Annotated in this window: 14 protein-coding genes; 6 read left to right on the forward strand and 8 right to left on the reverse strand. The window is 60.6% G+C overall.

The genetic code is table 11. The annotated features are described in order from the left end of the window. Positions 1-17: 17 nt before the first annotated feature. The 3 genes from JFU11_RS03970 to dinG form a co-directional block, all read right to left on the reverse strand. Positions 18-1,163, reverse strand: coding sequence for a serine hydrolase domain-containing protein (locus JFU11_RS03970; protein WP_201059842.1), 1,146 nt, complete (start codon positions 1,161-1,163; stop codon positions 18-20). 272 nt (positions 1,164-1,435) lie between these two features. Further along, a complete protein-coding gene (locus tag JFU11_RS03975) occupies positions 1,436-3,964 on the reverse strand; it encodes a hypothetical protein (RefSeq protein ID WP_201059844.1) in 2,529 nt (842 codons plus the stop codon). Between the two features lie 96 nt (positions 3,965-4,060). After that, positions 4,061-6,205 carry an ATP-dependent DNA helicase DinG gene (gene dinG, locus JFU11_RS03980; protein ID WP_008005800.1) on the reverse strand — a complete coding sequence of 715 codons (2,145 nt, stop codon included), beginning with the start codon at positions 6,203-6,205 and terminating at the stop codon, positions 4,061-4,063. Positions 6,206-6,304: 99 nt separating this feature from the next. Here dinG and JFU11_RS03985 point away from each other — a divergent pair, with 99 nt between their 5' ends. Beyond that, positions 6,305-6,769, forward strand: a complete 465-nt coding sequence (locus JFU11_RS03985; RefSeq protein ID WP_201059846.1) for a CopD family protein — start codon at positions 6,305-6,307, stop codon at positions 6,767-6,769. A gap of 154 nt (positions 6,770-6,923) precedes the next feature. Here the strand turns inward: JFU11_RS03985 and JFU11_RS03990 are convergent, their stop codons facing one another. The 4 genes from JFU11_RS03990 to JFU11_RS04005 form a co-directional block, all read right to left on the reverse strand. Beyond that, a complete protein-coding gene (locus JFU11_RS03990) occupies positions 6,924-7,682 on the reverse strand; it encodes a hypothetical protein (protein ID WP_201059848.1) in 759 nt (252 codons plus the stop codon). Further along, the gene (locus JFU11_RS03995) at positions 7,675-7,953 is read right to left on the reverse strand and encodes a DUF1145 domain-containing protein (protein WP_123719787.1); all 279 of its coding nucleotides are present in this window, start codon (positions 7,951-7,953) and stop codon (positions 7,675-7,677) included. The genes JFU11_RS03990 and JFU11_RS03995 overlap by 8 nt, the downstream gene beginning before the upstream one ends. 160 nt (positions 7,954-8,113) lie before the next feature. Next, the gene (locus JFU11_RS04000) at positions 8,114-8,827 is read right to left on the reverse strand and encodes an OmpA family protein (protein ID WP_201059849.1); all 714 of its coding nucleotides are present in this window, start codon (positions 8,825-8,827) and stop codon (positions 8,114-8,116) included. Positions 8,828-8,917: 90 nt separating this feature from the next. Further along, positions 8,918-9,613: an OmpA family protein gene (locus JFU11_RS04005; RefSeq protein ID WP_201059851.1), complete on the reverse strand. Its 696-nt coding sequence runs from the start codon at positions 9,611-9,613 to the stop codon at positions 8,918-8,920. Positions 9,614-9,815: 202 nt separating this feature from the next. Here JFU11_RS04005 and JFU11_RS04010 point away from each other — a divergent pair, with 202 nt between their 5' ends. From JFU11_RS04010 to JFU11_RS04025, 4 genes are all read left to right on the forward strand, one after another. Continuing rightward, positions 9,816-10,313, forward strand: coding sequence for a DUF6231 family protein (locus JFU11_RS04010; RefSeq protein ID WP_123499293.1), 498 nt, complete (start codon positions 9,816-9,818; stop codon positions 10,311-10,313). Positions 10,314-10,317: 4 nt separating this feature from the next. Next, entirely contained in the window at positions 10,318-10,794 is a 477-nt protein-coding gene (locus JFU11_RS04015) for a YchJ family protein (RefSeq protein WP_123719790.1), read from the forward strand. A 205-nt stretch (positions 10,795-10,999) separates the two neighbouring features. After that, a complete protein-coding gene (locus JFU11_RS04020; protein ID WP_201059853.1) occupies positions 11,000-11,485 on the forward strand; it encodes an LEA type 2 family protein in 486 nt (161 codons plus the stop codon). A gap of 5 nt (positions 11,486-11,490) precedes the next feature. After that, positions 11,491-11,700, forward strand: coding sequence for an SEC-C metal-binding domain-containing protein (locus tag JFU11_RS04025; RefSeq protein ID WP_007906737.1), 210 nt, complete (start codon positions 11,491-11,493; stop codon positions 11,698-11,700). A gap of 187 nt (positions 11,701-11,887) precedes the next feature. Here the strand turns inward: JFU11_RS04025 and JFU11_RS04030 are convergent, their stop codons facing one another. Further along, the gene (locus JFU11_RS04030) at positions 11,888-12,445 is read right to left on the reverse strand and encodes a cysteine hydrolase family protein (protein WP_201059855.1); all 558 of its coding nucleotides are present in this window, start codon (positions 12,443-12,445) and stop codon (positions 11,888-11,890) included. Between the two features lie 146 nt (positions 12,446-12,591). Here JFU11_RS04030 and JFU11_RS04035 point away from each other — a divergent pair, with 146 nt between their 5' ends. After that, on the forward strand, positions 12,592-13,236 hold the full coding sequence (locus JFU11_RS04035; RefSeq protein WP_201059857.1) for a glutathione binding-like protein: 645 nt from the start codon (positions 12,592-12,594) through the stop codon (positions 13,234-13,236). The last annotated feature ends 233 nt before the right edge of the window (positions 13,237-13,469 follow it).

Raw genomic sequence — 13,469 nt, forward strand, 5'->3', positions numbered from 1 at the left:
GCCCCCTTAAGCGTGATTTACAGACAAGTGGCCAGTACTCGCACAAGCTGTTGGGCTCGTGGATCCATCAAGACGTACGGCCCCAGGGTATTTGTTACAAAGCCGAAGGCCACATCGTATTCCGGGTCAGCAAAACCGATGGAGCCGCCGGCGCCGGGGTGACCGAACGCCCGTGGGCCGAGGCCGTAGGTGGCGTTGGGTACGTCCGGTTGATCGAGCATGCAACCCAGGCCGAAGCGGGTCTGGGTCAATAAAGTCTTGTCTTCGCCGATGCTGTGTTCGCGGGTCAGCTCCTCGAGCATTTCGCTTTCCAGCAAGCTGCCGTCGAGCAAACCGGCGTAGAACCCGGCCAGGCTGCGGGCATTGCCATGGCCATTGGCGGCCGGCTGCTGCATGCGCCGCCATTCCGGTTTGTTGGTACTGGTCATTATAGACGGCGGGTTGGTGAAGGCCCGCGTGCTCATAGCCGTCGGCTCGCGCATGGTCACTTGCAGCAAGCGTTGGGCCGCGGCGTCGCCGAAGTTGCCCTTGCCACGGGCAATATGCGCCACGCGATGGAACTCTTGGTCGGCGAGGCCGACGTGGAAGTCCAGGCCCAAAGGCTTCGCGACCCGTGCCACGATGGATTCGCCGGGCCCACGACCGTCGGCGCGACGCAGCAACTCACCGATCAGCCAGCCATAGGTGATCGCCGCATAACCGTGACCTTGACCCGGCGTCCACCATGGCGCTTCGGCAGCCAGGGCATCGACCATGGTCTGCCAGTCGTAAAGTGCTTCAGGAGCCAGCAACTCGCGCAACGCAGGCAGGCCGGCCTGATGGCAGAGCAACTGGCGCAGGGTCACGGATTCTTTGCCGGCGGCAGCGAACCCGGGCCAGTAACGGGCGACCGGGGCATCCAGTTGCAGCTTGCCTTCGGCCACCAGTTGCAGCGCGGTCACGGCGGTGAAGGTCTTGGTGCAGGAAAACAGGTTGGCAATGGTGTCGCTGTGCCAGGCTTCGGTGCCGTCCTTGTCGGAGGTACCGCCCCAGAGGTCGAGAACGGTTTCCCCGCCAATGCGGATGCACAACGCCGCGCCACGCTCCTGAGGATCGTCGAACAGCGCCGCAAAAGCTTCGCGCACCGCTTCGAACTTAAGCTCGTAATGACCCTGAATCTGCACCCGCAACTCTCCCGGATAAACGCTCTACAAAGTGGCCCGCATTGTTCCAGCCCTTGAGGGTTTTGGGAACAGGGTCGGGCCGGGCGGTCGCCCGGCCTTGAGAATGCCGCAGACATCGATGGTGCGATCCCTGTGGCGAGGGGGCTTGCCCCCGTTGGGTCGCGAAGCGGCCCCCATGTCTCTACAGATAAACCGCAAATTCTGGCTTTGCGACCGCTTCGCAGTCGAACGGGGGCAAGCCCCCTCGCCACAGGGTTTGTGGTGTATCAGACTCAATGACCATTACCCGAATGCCCACCCGCATGGCCGGCGCCCTGCTCCGCCCCCTTGTCGGCAGCGCCTTGCTTGCCGCCCTCGCCCTCATGGTTCTCGGTGGCTTTTTCCGCCTCGGCTTTGGCCTTCTCGGCCTTCTCGGCCTCTTTGCCGAGCTGATCGACAGTCTGCAAATTGCTTTTGCGCACAGTGTCGACAAAGCCCTGGAACGACAGATCAGTAATACCCACCAACCCGAAGTGACCGTTCTCGCCGTCCAGCAGGCGACCGGTCACCGGTTGATCGAGGTACTGGAACCAGTGCACCCCGACAATCGACGGTTCGCTCATCGCTTGTTTAAGGAAGTTCGCGTAGGCCGGGCCGCGGTCTTCTTCTTTCGCCAGTTGTGTCACACCGCCCCAGAACGGGCCGCGATCCGCTGAGCCGAAGTTGAATTCGGTGATCAGTACCGGCTTGTCCAGACTGCGCAGTCTGGCGAAGTCGTAACCGTCCTGGGGTTGCAGGGTGTACATATTGAAGCTCAGCACGTCGCAGTATTGCGCGCAGGACTCGACGGCTTCCGGGGTGCTGACGGCAAAACGGCCACCCAGCAGCAACTGGTTCGGCGCATGCCACTTGAGCGAATCGGAGACGGTTTTGAAGTAGGTGTCGGCGAACACTTTCTGGAAGTATTTGAAATCGGCTTCGATTTCCGGGTATTCGATGCTCGGCTGCGGCGGCACGAAGCCCGGGTCTTCCATCAATTCCCAAGCCGGCAGATCAATGCCCCAGGCTTTGGAAAGGCCCGCCTGGTTGCGGTACTTATCACGCAGCTGTTTGAGGAAGGCACGTTTGGCCGGCACATCGGTGGTCATTTTCAAGGTGCCGTAGGCCAGCGCGTAACGGGCCTTCGGGTCATCGCCTGGACCGGCCCAGGCCAGTTCATTGTCGGCGAAGTAACCGATCAACCACGGATCGTCGCGATGGTCGCGAGCGGCGATGGCCACGGCGCGTTCGGTGGCCATGGCGAAACGCGGATCGAACGGGTCAGGCATGCCGCCCCACCAATCGGTACCGGTGCTGATGCTGGCGTAATCGCCGACGATCGACAGCGGCAAGGTGTATGGCACTCGGTCCGCGTTGCCAAACACCGGGGCGCTCCAGTTGCCGAGGGTATTGAAACCCCAGGCTTGCAGGCGATCGAGGGTATGACTGGCCCAACGCTGTTCGTCGAAAACCACTTTGCAGGGTTCGGCGGCCGTTTGCTCGGCCGCTTTTTCGACTGACGCTTCAACGGCGCCGGTCTTGGCCGCGTCGGCAACACCAGCCGCGGATTCGGTCGCCGCAGGAGCGGCTGATTGCTCGGCAGCCTTATCGGTCGTCGCCTCGACCGCATCGGCCTTGGCCGCTTCGGCGACACCGGCCTTGGTGTCGCTGCCCGGTGCGCAAGGTTTGCCATACAGACGCTGCAGGTTGGCGCCGTAGAAATCGTACCAGCGACCGGCGTTGTAGGCTCGGCCCTGATCGGCGCCATTGCCGCCACGGTTGTCGCCTTCGCCATAATAGCTGGCAAGGGGCTCGTCGGGTTTGGGCAGGGACTCGAACATCGACTCGCGACCGGCGACGTAGGTCTGGTTGACACTCGGGTTCACGCTGTTGACGCCGAGGGAATAGAACGGATGCCCTTCCGGGGTCACCAGGTACCAGCGGCCGTCACGCTTTTCGGTGCGGAAAAAGCCGCTGGCCTTGAACGCCGGGCCTTTGGTCCAGCCGCCGAACTTGTCCAGCGAGGCCTTCTCGCGGTCAGCCAACCAGGTTTTCAGTTGTTGCTGTTCTTTGGCCGCGGCGGACTTCAGTTGCTCGTCGCTGCTGACCTTCTCCGGCCACTTGGCCCGGGTCGATTGGCCGTAAGCATCCACCAGAGCGCCATAAGCGGCCTTGGTGACCGCCTCGCCATCCTGCACGCCGAAGCGCTCGAGCAGGATGCTTTGGGCGACTTTCGGCTGATCCATCGACAAGGTCACCGATACCACTTGGCTGCGGTCCAGCTCACCGGTGCTGCTGGCCAGCAATATCTGCCCTTCGAAGTTGATCGGCATCGGCGGGCCGGCTTTCATGCCCTGGCTCAAAGGTGAACTCGGCTGCAGTGGCACCAGCAGGGTTTGTGCAGGGCCGGCCGGCAGATCGACGCGGCTGACCAGGGTCTTGCCGTCGTTGCTCTGGATTTTCACGTACAAGGTCACGGCCCAGTTCATCGCGCTCTGGATCCGCAGGCTCATGACACCCGACTGCGACCAGTCCCAGGCACCGGTCTGCGGCGTCAGGCGCAAGGTCGGCTGGGCGACCGGATTAAAAGTCACGCGACGCAGCACTTCGCCTTCGGCCGTTTGCTCCGCGTTCGATTGCGGCAGGCTGGCGTCTTGGGTCGCCACCTGGACCACGTCGGCGGGACGCACAAAGTTGAACAACGTTTGCTGGCCGGCAGGGGCCGCCAGCAAAGGGGCTGCGAACATCAAGGCAAAAACAGCAGGCAACGAACGGCGAATCATAGGAACGTGGATCTCCCAAGCGACCATCAATGGGCCAGTGGAAAAGCGGTGGCAGTGAGGTAGACAACGCGGTGGGCCTATTTGCCCACCGGTGCATCAGGAAATTTCACGACGGAATGGCGGCAATGCATTGAGAATAGCTTTGCCGTAGCGTTGCGTGACCAGGCGACGGTCGAGCAAGGTGATGGTGCCACGGTCTTCTTCGGTCCGCAGCAAGCGACCGCAGGCCTGGACCAGCTTCAGCGAGGCGTCCGGCACGGAGATTTCCATGAACGGATTGCCACCGCGGGCCTCGATCCATTCCGCCAGCGCCGCTTCGACAGGATCGTCGGGCACCGAGAACGGAATCTTGGCGATCACCACGTGCTCGCAGTACGCACCGGGCAAATCCACGCCTTCGGCGAAACTCGCCAAGCCGAACAGCACACTGGAATCCCCTCCATCAACCCGCGCCTTGTGCTTGTTCAGGGTTTCCTGCTTCGACAGGTTGCCTTGAATGAACACTTGCTTGCGCCAGTCGCGATCCAGACCGTCGAACACGTCCTGCATCTGCTTGCGTGAGGAGAACAGCACCAGGGTGCCACGGGAGCCTTCGACCAGTTGCGGCAGGTCGCGGATGATCGCCGCGGTATGAGCCGGCGCGTCACGCGGGTCGGCTTTCAGGTCCGGCACCCGCAGCACGCCGGCGTCGGCATGATGAAACGGGCTCGGGACCACCGCGGTGACGGCTGTTTTGGGCAGGCCGGCACGCATGCGGAAGCGGTCGAATGTGCCGAGAGCGGTCAGGGTCGCCGATGTCACCAGCGCCCCGTAGGCCACGTTCCACAGGTTGCGCCGGAGCATGTCCGCCGCGAGGATCGGGCTGGCATTGACCTCGATGTCGAACAGCGAACCGCTTTCGGCCAGGGTCAGCCAACGGGCCATGGGCGGGTTGTCTTCCGGGTCTTCCACGGTGAAAGCGGTCCACAACTCCCAGTTGCCCGAAGAACGCGACAACAGGCTGCCGAACAGCGGATACCACTCTTCGGCCTGGTTGCTGGCGATGCCGATATTGACCTCGCCGTCCATGCCTTCCTTGAGCAGTTCGGTGAGCCGGGTGAACAGGTCCGTCAGGCGGGCAAAGCCCTTCTTCAGCTCGATACCCATTTCGCGCATGTGCTCGGGAATCACCCCGCCGACGAAACGGTGACGTGGCCGCTCGCGACCTTCGACGTCTTCGCCGGGTTTGAAGTCGGCGGCTTGCTCGCAGGCACTGAACATGAACTGCTGCTGGGTCTTGATCTCCCGGGCCAGCTCCGGCACCTGCTCGATCAATTTACCCAGATCGCCCGGCAGCGGGTGCTGGGCCAACAATTTGGTGAGGTTCTTGGCGGTGGTTTCCAGCCAGTCGGCGGTGGAGCGCAGACGCGTGTAGTGAGCGAAGTGACCGATAGCCTTGTCCGGCAGGTGATGGCCTTCGTCGAACACGTAGATGGTATCGCGCGGATCGGGCAGAACCGCGCCGCCGCCCAAGGCCAGGTCGGCCAGGACCATGTCGTGGTTGGTAACAATCACGTCGACTTTGCCCATACCTTCGCGGGCCTTGTAGAAGGCGCACTGGCCGAAGTTCGGGCAATGACGGTTGGTGCACTGGCTGTGATCGGTGGTCAGGCGCGCCCAATCGGCGTCTTCCAGCGCCGTCGACCAACTGTCGCGGTCGCCGTCCCACTTATTGCCGGCGAGCTTCTCGATCATGCTGGTGAACAGCTTCTGGCTGGCCTCATCGACCTCGATCTTGAAGCCTTCTTCTTCGAACAGCTGCGCGGTGGCAGTCTGCGCATGACCTTCCTGAAGCAACATGTCGAGTTTGGACAGGCACATGTAGCGCCCGCGGCCCTTGGCCAGGGCGAAGCTGAAATTCAGCCCGCTGTTGCGCATCAGGTCGGGCAAATCCTTGTAGACGATCTGCTCTTGCAGGGCCACGGTGGCCGTGGCGATCACCAGACGCTTGCCGGCGGCCTTCGCGGTCGGGATGGCCGCCAGGCTGTAGGCCACGGTTTTGCCGGTACCGGTGCCGGCTTCCACCGCGACAATCGCGGGGTCACCACTGCGCCGGCCTTCGTCGTCGGTGTCGATGGCACCGAGGACCTTGGCAATTTCGGCGATCATCAGGCGTTGGCCGTAGCGCGGCTTGAGGCTCTTGGCTTCGAGAAAACGCGAGTAGGCGCCCTGGATCGTGGTTTTGAGTTCGGTGCTGATCATTGGTTGTCGGGCGCAAAAAACGCTGGATAAATTTTCAGTGGTTCGGATCGGCCGCTATCATACCCCGCTAATTAATCCCGCGCAGAACGGAGTACCTCAATGACACCTTTTGGCATCGTTTATACCCTGCATGTCCTGGCCGCCCTGGTGTGGGTCGGCGGCATGTTTTTCGCCTGGATGGTCTTGAGGCCCGCGGCGATGAAGGCGCTGGAAGGCCCTGCCCGATTGAAGCTGTGGGTGGAAGTGTTTCAAGGTTTTTTCCGCTGGGTCTGGATCGCCGTGGTGCTTTTGCCGATCAGCGGCGTGGGCATGATTCATCTGCAGTTCTCCGGATTTGAAACCGCGCCGCGGTATGTGCAGGTGATGATGGGATTGTATGTGGTGATGACGGCGCTGTTTATCCGGATTCAGGCGTTGCTGCTGCCGGAACTGCGCACCGCGGTGGCCTCTCAGGATTGGCCGACGGGTGCGGCGGTGCTGGGTAAAATTCGGCGGTTGGTAGGGATTAACCTGCTGGTCGGGTTGGCGCTGGTGGCGATTGCTGCGGCTCGGCCGATGTTCTGAGGAATATGTAGTCTCTGTGGCGAGGGAGCTTGCTCCCGCTCGGCTGCGCAGCAGTCGCAAATCAATCACTGCGCACGTTCTGAAAGAACAAGGTCGCCGGTTTTGGGGCCGCTTCGCGACCCAGCGGGAGCAAGCTCCCTCGCCACAGGAGGGCTTACATCCGCTGAATGCTCACCGAACCCGCCACTCCCGCAGGCCCTGGCTGGCCATCGGCGCCGGGACGACCACTCTTGCCACCATCGGCTTTATAGACGACGCAGCCCTTGGCTTTGCCACCCGCTCCCGGTTTGCCACCCGGCCCTGCCGCGCCACCAACCCCGCCTGCAACCTCGACCTTGATCTGCTCCGTCGGGTAATCACGCGGCACTTCCAGCCGAACCAGCGCCCCAGGCGCACCCGACTGGCCGTCGCTGCCATTACTGCCATCGGCGCCGCGACCGGCCTGGCCCCAGGTACAACCCGGTGCTTGACCATTAGCCCCATCAAGGCCGACAAAACCTGGAGCACCCGCGCCACCGCGAGCGTCTACGGACAATTGCGGCGCGTTCAACGCTTTGATCTGCACATCCAGATTGCGCCCGGAGCGAGCGGCCTTGAGGTAAGTCCCCGGCGCGCCCCGCGCAGTGATCTGGCTGCCTTCGGCCAACTCGGCACGGCTGACCTTCAACGCCAGAGCTTGTTCGCTCGGCACAATGGCAATCCGCGCGTCGCGTCCCAGGCGCAGTTCGCCGACAGTCACTTCGGTCACGTTCGAGGGAATCAGCAAGGTGCCGTAATCGGCGACTTCCAGCCGTTCCAGTTGCAAGGTACTGGCGGTGTTGGGCAAACGCATCAGCGAGTTGGTTTCGACGCTCACCACCTGCGCGCAGGCCAATGGGCTGATAAGTGCAGCGAGCAGACAGCGTTTACGCATGGGAGGCCTTCGAAGCGGCCGGGGCCGGAATGGTTTGCAGGTGGAAAACGCCGAAAAAGACAATCTTCAGACGATCACGCCAAGGGTGGGCTCGACCTTTGAGGCTGCGGTTGCAGAACACCAACTCCAGAAGATGGAGCCCTGCCAACAGGCTGCCTGCAAAATTGATCAGCAGGTGAAAGGGATGGATAAACGGTATGAGCAGATTGACCAGCGCCACCAACCAGAACAGCAGGGTCAATAACTTTCCCAGCCCCCAAAACACCTTCATACGCGCCCCCGTTGAGAATTATTCTTTGCGCGCACAGTAACGGCTTACGCGCGGGATAAGCCAGAGGCCAACAAAAAATTCTTCCGGAAGGTCGCCACTTGGCCGCCGGACCCACTGAATAGTCGTCCGACGGCTCTATCACAGGCCTTAGTCACGGAGCTTAACGATTGACGTGCAACTCCACGCGACGGTTTTGCGCCCGCCCTTCTTCCGTGTCGTTATCGGCCACCGGCTGGCTTTCGCCCCGGCCTTCGCTGGTGAGTTTGTTCGGCGCCAGCCCCTGACTCAACAGGTAGGCCGCCACGCTGCTGGCACGACGTTCCGACAGTTTCTGGTTATAGGCGTCCGAACCCTGGCTGTCGGTATGACCGATGACTTTAACGCTCACCACATCGGCGTTCTGCAATTTGGCCATCAGCGAATCCAGCTCACTGCGCGCTTCGGGCATCAGGTCGGATTGGTTGTAAGCGAACAACACATTACCGTTCAGGGTGATGACTTCAGATACCGGTGGTTCGACAGGTTTCACACTGGCCGGGTATTGCGGCAGCGGGCAACCGTGATGTTCGACAGGCGTATCGGCAGGCGTATCGGGGCAGCGATCACGTCGATCGAAGACGCCATCATCGTCTTCATCGCCATCCTGGGCGTAACAGATCAGGCCACCGGTCAAGATCCCGAGCGCCGCTCCACCCGCTGCCCAGGCACTGCTTTCAATTGCTCCCAAACCGCCACCGACCAGTCCGCCAATGACGCTGCAGATCGGCCACGTACGTTGATTGAGGGGGGCAGTGCCATCGCTGTGAGTCGCACAACCGGTCAGAAGACTGCCAAGCAGCAGAACCGGGAAGACGGTCCTTGTGAGAACGCTCATTGTGAATGCTCCTGTGTCACCGGCCCATACCGGTCACACAGGAGTAAAGACCCGCATCCGCGACTGTACAAGCCGCGGAGCACAAGGGATCTAGCGGTTGATTTTGATTTCCGTGCGACGGTTCAACGCACGACCGTCCGCAGTTTTGTTATCGGCCACCGGCTGGCTTTCACCGGCACCGGTCACAGTCACGAAACTGCTGCGTGGCACGCCTTGGGAAATCAGGTATTCCACCACCGAATGGGCGCGTCTATCCGACAGTTTCTGGTTGTAGGCATCGCTGCCGACGCTATCGGTATGACCGGTCACGGTCAGTTGGGCGCTGGAGGATTCCTGTTTCAGGCGCGTGGCAATGGTGTTGAGTACGTCTTTATCGGCAAGGGTGAGCTTGGCCGAGTCGAACTGGAAGTGCACATCACGGATAACGATGACTTCTTCCTTGACCACCGCAGCCTCCTCGACCACCGGCGCAGGCGCTGGTGGAGGGCAGCCGTCGGCATCGACCCGCACGCCTTTAGGTGTACCCGGGCACTTGTCGCGACTGTCCAGCACACCATCGCCGTCTTCATCTCCATCGCCGTGCACCCAGCAATAGGCGGCTGCCGTGCCGCCGACCAGCAGCGCGCCATACCCCGCCCATGCCGAGCTCTCGGTTGCGCCGAGCCCTGCACCGACGACACCACCTACCGCCGCACAGGTCGGCCAGTCGGTTTTCTGCAAACCTGCGCAACCAGTCAACACACTGGTTAGCAGAACCAAGGGTAATGCTGTCCGAATTATGCTCATCTAGTTCTTCTCCTGAGGGATCGGCTTAAAACCGATTCTAGGGAGTAAAGACCCGACTTTTAATCTCCGCCAGCAATACGCCATTGCTGTTTTGCCCCATGTTCAGGGAGGATCGCCGCTTTTTGGTTAATTGCGCGAGACAGGAACACTAGGCCCGGACGTTGGGGCAGGCTAGTCTTGGCGCTCTGATTGAGGATCTTCGATGATTGCAGGTATTTCTTCGCGCACGCCCCAGCAGGCGTTGGCCGCTTTGCTTGATCGTTATGCCCCGGCGCGTCTGTTGCTGATTGGCGCTAGCGAATTCCCCGCGCTTGAGGCATTCAAGCTCGCGCACCCGGACAGCATCGTCGCCTTTGCTGCACCCGGGCCACTGCCCGCCGAGTTGGCAGCACAACGGTTTGATCTGGCGCTGGTGGTCGATTGTCTCGAACACTTGCCCAAGCGCGACGGCCTGAATCTGCTTGGCGGCATACGTAACCTTAATGCCAGTCGTATTGCGGTACTGGCCGACTTACCGGCATGCGGTTGGCAGGAAACGGACTTTTTCTCCCTGGCGCTGCAAGCCAGTGAACGCTTCCAGCGCGACGATCAAGTACTGACCCTGTTCACCTATGATCTGCTTGACTATAAACAGGTGCCCGACTGGCTTAACTCACGCTTCTGGGCCAATCCGGAAAATTTCGGGAAATATTGGTGGTAACCCAATGAGTACATCCATTTGCCCTTGCGGCAGCGGCACGCTGCTCGATGCCTGCTGCGGTCATTACCACGCCGGCCACCCCGCTCCCAGCGCCGAAGTCTTGATGCGTTCGCGCTACAGCGCCTATGTACTGGGGTTGATCGACTATCTGGTGGCGACCACCCTGCCCGCACAACAGGCCGGCCTGGATCGCCAGTCGATCAGCGACTGGAGCGCCCAAAGCACCTGGCTGGGCCTGGAGGTCGAAAGCGCCGAGGTTTTCGGCGGTCAGCCGGAGCACGCTTTCGTCACCTTCACCGCTCGCTGGCACGACAGCAGTGGCGAACACAGCCACCGCGAACGTTCATCATTCGTACAGAACGCCGGCCACTGGTATTTCATCGACCCCACCGTGTTACTCAAGGCCGGGCGTAACGATGCGTGCCCGTGCGCCAGCGGGCAGAAGTTCAAGAAGTGCTGCGCGAGTTACTTTGGCGCTTGAGGTGATCCCTTTAGCAGCTGCCGAAGGCTGCGTTCGCTGTAGCAGCTGTCGAGCCCTAGCGAGGCTGCGTTCGGCTGCGAAGCAGTCGTCAAACCAGAACTTGCGGTGCCTCAGGCAAACCGCGTCAGCCGGATTCACGACTGCTGCGCAGCCGAACGCAGCCTCGCTAGGGCTCGACAGCTGCTACAAAGGGAGAAACACGACCATGAACACCCAGCGGCGCGCATTACAGCTGCTCACCCTGCTCCTGTTTCTGGGGCTCGGCGGCTGCGCGTCGTGGTTCGGCGACGACTTGCCGGAGCCGCAAGTGCATCTGGTCAAGGTCGAGGTGGTCCGGGCCAAAATACTGGAGCAGAAGTTCCTGCTGCACTTTCGCGTCGACAATCCCAATGACCAAGACCTGACGGTGCGCGCCCTGGAATATCGCATTCACCTCGGGGACATACTGCTGGCCGAAGGTGAGCACGAACACTGGTTCACGGTCGGCCCCAAACGCAGCGCTCATTTTAAAGTGCCGATTCGCACCAACCTTTGGCCGAAAGTCCGGGACCTGGTGAAATTGCTGAAAAAACCCGACCAACCCATTCCCTATCGTCTGGAAGGTGAACTGGAAACCGGTTTATTCATCGCGCACTACGTGCACCTGGCGCGTAATGGCGTGATAATCGCCGCCGATTTAATTCCGGAGTGACCCCGATGACTCAGCAACCCCATGTCCATGGCCCTGACTGCAACCACGATCATGACCATCACGACCACCATGATCACGACCATGGCCATGTCCACGGCCCGAACTGCGGCCACGCCCACCAGGAACCGGTGCGCAACGCCCTGAAAGACGTCGGCCGCAACGACCCTTGCCCATGCGGCAATGGCAAGAAATTCAAGAAGTGCCACGGCGCTTGATGCTTCGGGCGGATATTTTTTTCGCCTGTTGAATCGCTATCGCGAGCAGGCTCGCTCCCACAGGGATCTTTTGTGAACACACAAAATTGTGAGCACCGCCGATCAACTGTGGGAGCAAGCCTGCTCGCGATGACGGCGGCACATTAACTATCACCGCTATCGCGAGCAGGCTCGCTCCCACAGGTTTTCAGCCAGCCGTTAATATTTCTGCTGTGCCGACGACCGTCGCATATTCCCCATGCAAATTACCCAGCGACATCGCATGCACTTCCTCGGCTGAATGGGCGTTACCGAAAAAATCCGCCTTGTCGAAGGTAAAGCACGCATCCTGCGCAACCCACGCTTCAAACCCCAGATTCCCGGCCGTTCGCGCCGTGGACTCCACCGAGTTGTGGGTCGCCACGCCAACGATTATCAACTGATCGATCCCCGCCTCGCGCAAACGCGCCTCCAGCCCCGTCGAACAAAAGGCATCCGGCACTTGCTTCTGAATCACTTGCTCGCCGGTCATGGGTTGAAAACGCTCCTGAAATTCCACCCCCGATTGCTGCGGCCAGAACACTGAATCCTCTGAGCGGGACAGGTGCTGCACATGAATCACCGGCCGCCCGGTTCGGCGCCAATGTCCCAGCAATTCCAGGATGCGCTCTTCGGCTTGAGGGTTGTTTCGACGACCCAGTTTGGGATGCAGGATGCCTTTTTGTTGATCGATGATGATCAGCGCCGCGTTTGTCTTGAGCTCCATGCCGACTTTTCTCCTGCTGGGGCATTGAATTCCCCGCACTTCAGCATCACCTCTTGCTACTGGCAAGCCATCAAACGCAAACAGGACGACCTGATGCCGACGGTCGCTGTCCGTACCTGACGATGTCTCTTGATTTGGAGTACTTCATGATCGACTTGTATTACTGGACCACCCCCAACGGCCACAAGATTTCGATATTCCTGGAAGAAGCCGGCCTGCCGTACAACGTTTACCCGATTAACATCAGCCAGAACGACCAGTTCAAACCCGAGTTCCTGAAGATCTCGCCGAACAATAAAATCCCGGCCATCGTCGATCATGAGCCGGCCGATGACGGTGAACCGTTGGCACTGTTCGAGTCGGGGGCGATTCTGCTGTACCTGGCAGAGAAAACCGGCAAGTTCCTGCCCAAAGACCTGCGCGGTCGCCAACAAGCGCTGCAATGGCTGTTCTGGCAGATGGGAGGCCTGGGGCCGATGGCCGGGCAGAATCATCACTTCAGCCAATTCGCACCGGAAAAAATCCCCTACGCGATCAAGCGCTACATCGACGAAACTGCCCGCCTCTATGGCGTGCTCGACAAGCAACTGGCCAACAATGACTTTGTTGCTGGCAGCGAATACAGTATTGCCGACATGGCGATCTACCCGTGGATCGTTTCTCACAAGTGGCAGAGCCAGAATCTGGAAGACTTCCCCAACGTGCTGCGCTGGTTCAACCACATCCAGAACCGCCCGGCGACGCTGAAGGCGTATGCGTTGGTGGCCAAGATTAATCCGCCTAAATCCTGATAGAGAAAGATCAAAAGATCGCAGCCTTCGGCAGCTCCTACAGGGGATCGGCGTACACCCGTAGGAGCTGCCGAAGGCTGCGATCTTTTGGGTTTAACAATTAAATCCCGAAATAAGATCTGTACCCCGCTTGCGCGCCCACCTCCTGCTCACTAACGTAGCGCCTTTATTGTGCCCCGCCTCGGAAGTCCGTTCAGTTTTGGCGAGTGGCTAATGTTGTCAGGCAAGGCGCC

It is taken from the genome of Pseudomonas sp. TH37 (genome assembly GCF_016650735.1).
Taxonomy (GTDB): domain Bacteria; phylum Pseudomonadota; class Gammaproteobacteria; order Pseudomonadales; family Pseudomonadaceae; genus Aquipseudomonas; species Aquipseudomonas farris.

Coding starts and splice junctions, on each gene's coding strand:
- JFU11_RS03975 (WP_201059844.1), bottom strand. CDS start 3,964: ATGATTCGCCGTTCGTTGCCTGCTGTTTTTGCCTTGATGTTCGCAGCC.
- JFU11_RS04000 (WP_201059849.1), bottom strand. CDS start 8,827: ATGAGCGTTCTCACAAGGACCGTCTTCCCGGTTCTGCTGCTTGGCAGT.
- JFU11_RS04010 (WP_123499293.1), top strand. CDS start 9,816: ATGATTGCAGGTATTTCTTCGCGCACGCCCCAGCAGGCGTTGGCCGCT.
- JFU11_RS04030 (WP_201059855.1), bottom strand. CDS start 12,445: ATGGAGCTCAAGACAAACGCGGCGCTGATCATCATCGATCAACAAAAA.
- JFU11_RS04005 (WP_201059851.1), bottom strand. CDS start 9,613: ATGAGCATAATTCGGACAGCATTACCCTTGGTTCTGCTAACCAGTGTG.
- JFU11_RS04025 (WP_007906737.1), top strand. CDS start 11,491: ATGACTCAGCAACCCCATGTCCATGGCCCTGACTGCAACCACGATCAT.
- JFU11_RS04035 (WP_201059857.1), top strand. CDS start 12,592: ATGATCGACTTGTATTACTGGACCACCCCCAACGGCCACAAGATTTCG.
- JFU11_RS03990 (WP_201059848.1), bottom strand. CDS start 7,682: ATGCGTAAACGCTGTCTGCTCGCTGCACTTATCAGCCCATTGGCCTGC.
- JFU11_RS04015 (WP_123719790.1), top strand. CDS start 10,318: ATGAGTACATCCATTTGCCCTTGCGGCAGCGGCACGCTGCTCGATGCC.
- JFU11_RS03985 (WP_201059846.1), top strand. CDS start 6,305: ATGACACCTTTTGGCATCGTTTATACCCTGCATGTCCTGGCCGCCCTG.
- JFU11_RS04020 (WP_201059853.1), top strand. CDS start 11,000: ATGAACACCCAGCGGCGCGCATTACAGCTGCTCACCCTGCTCCTGTTT.
- JFU11_RS03995 (WP_123719787.1), bottom strand. CDS start 7,953: ATGAAGGTGTTTTGGGGGCTGGGAAAGTTATTGACCCTGCTGTTCTGG.
- dinG (WP_008005800.1), bottom strand. CDS start 6,205: ATGATCAGCACCGAACTCAAAACCACGATCCAGGGCGCCTACTCGCGT.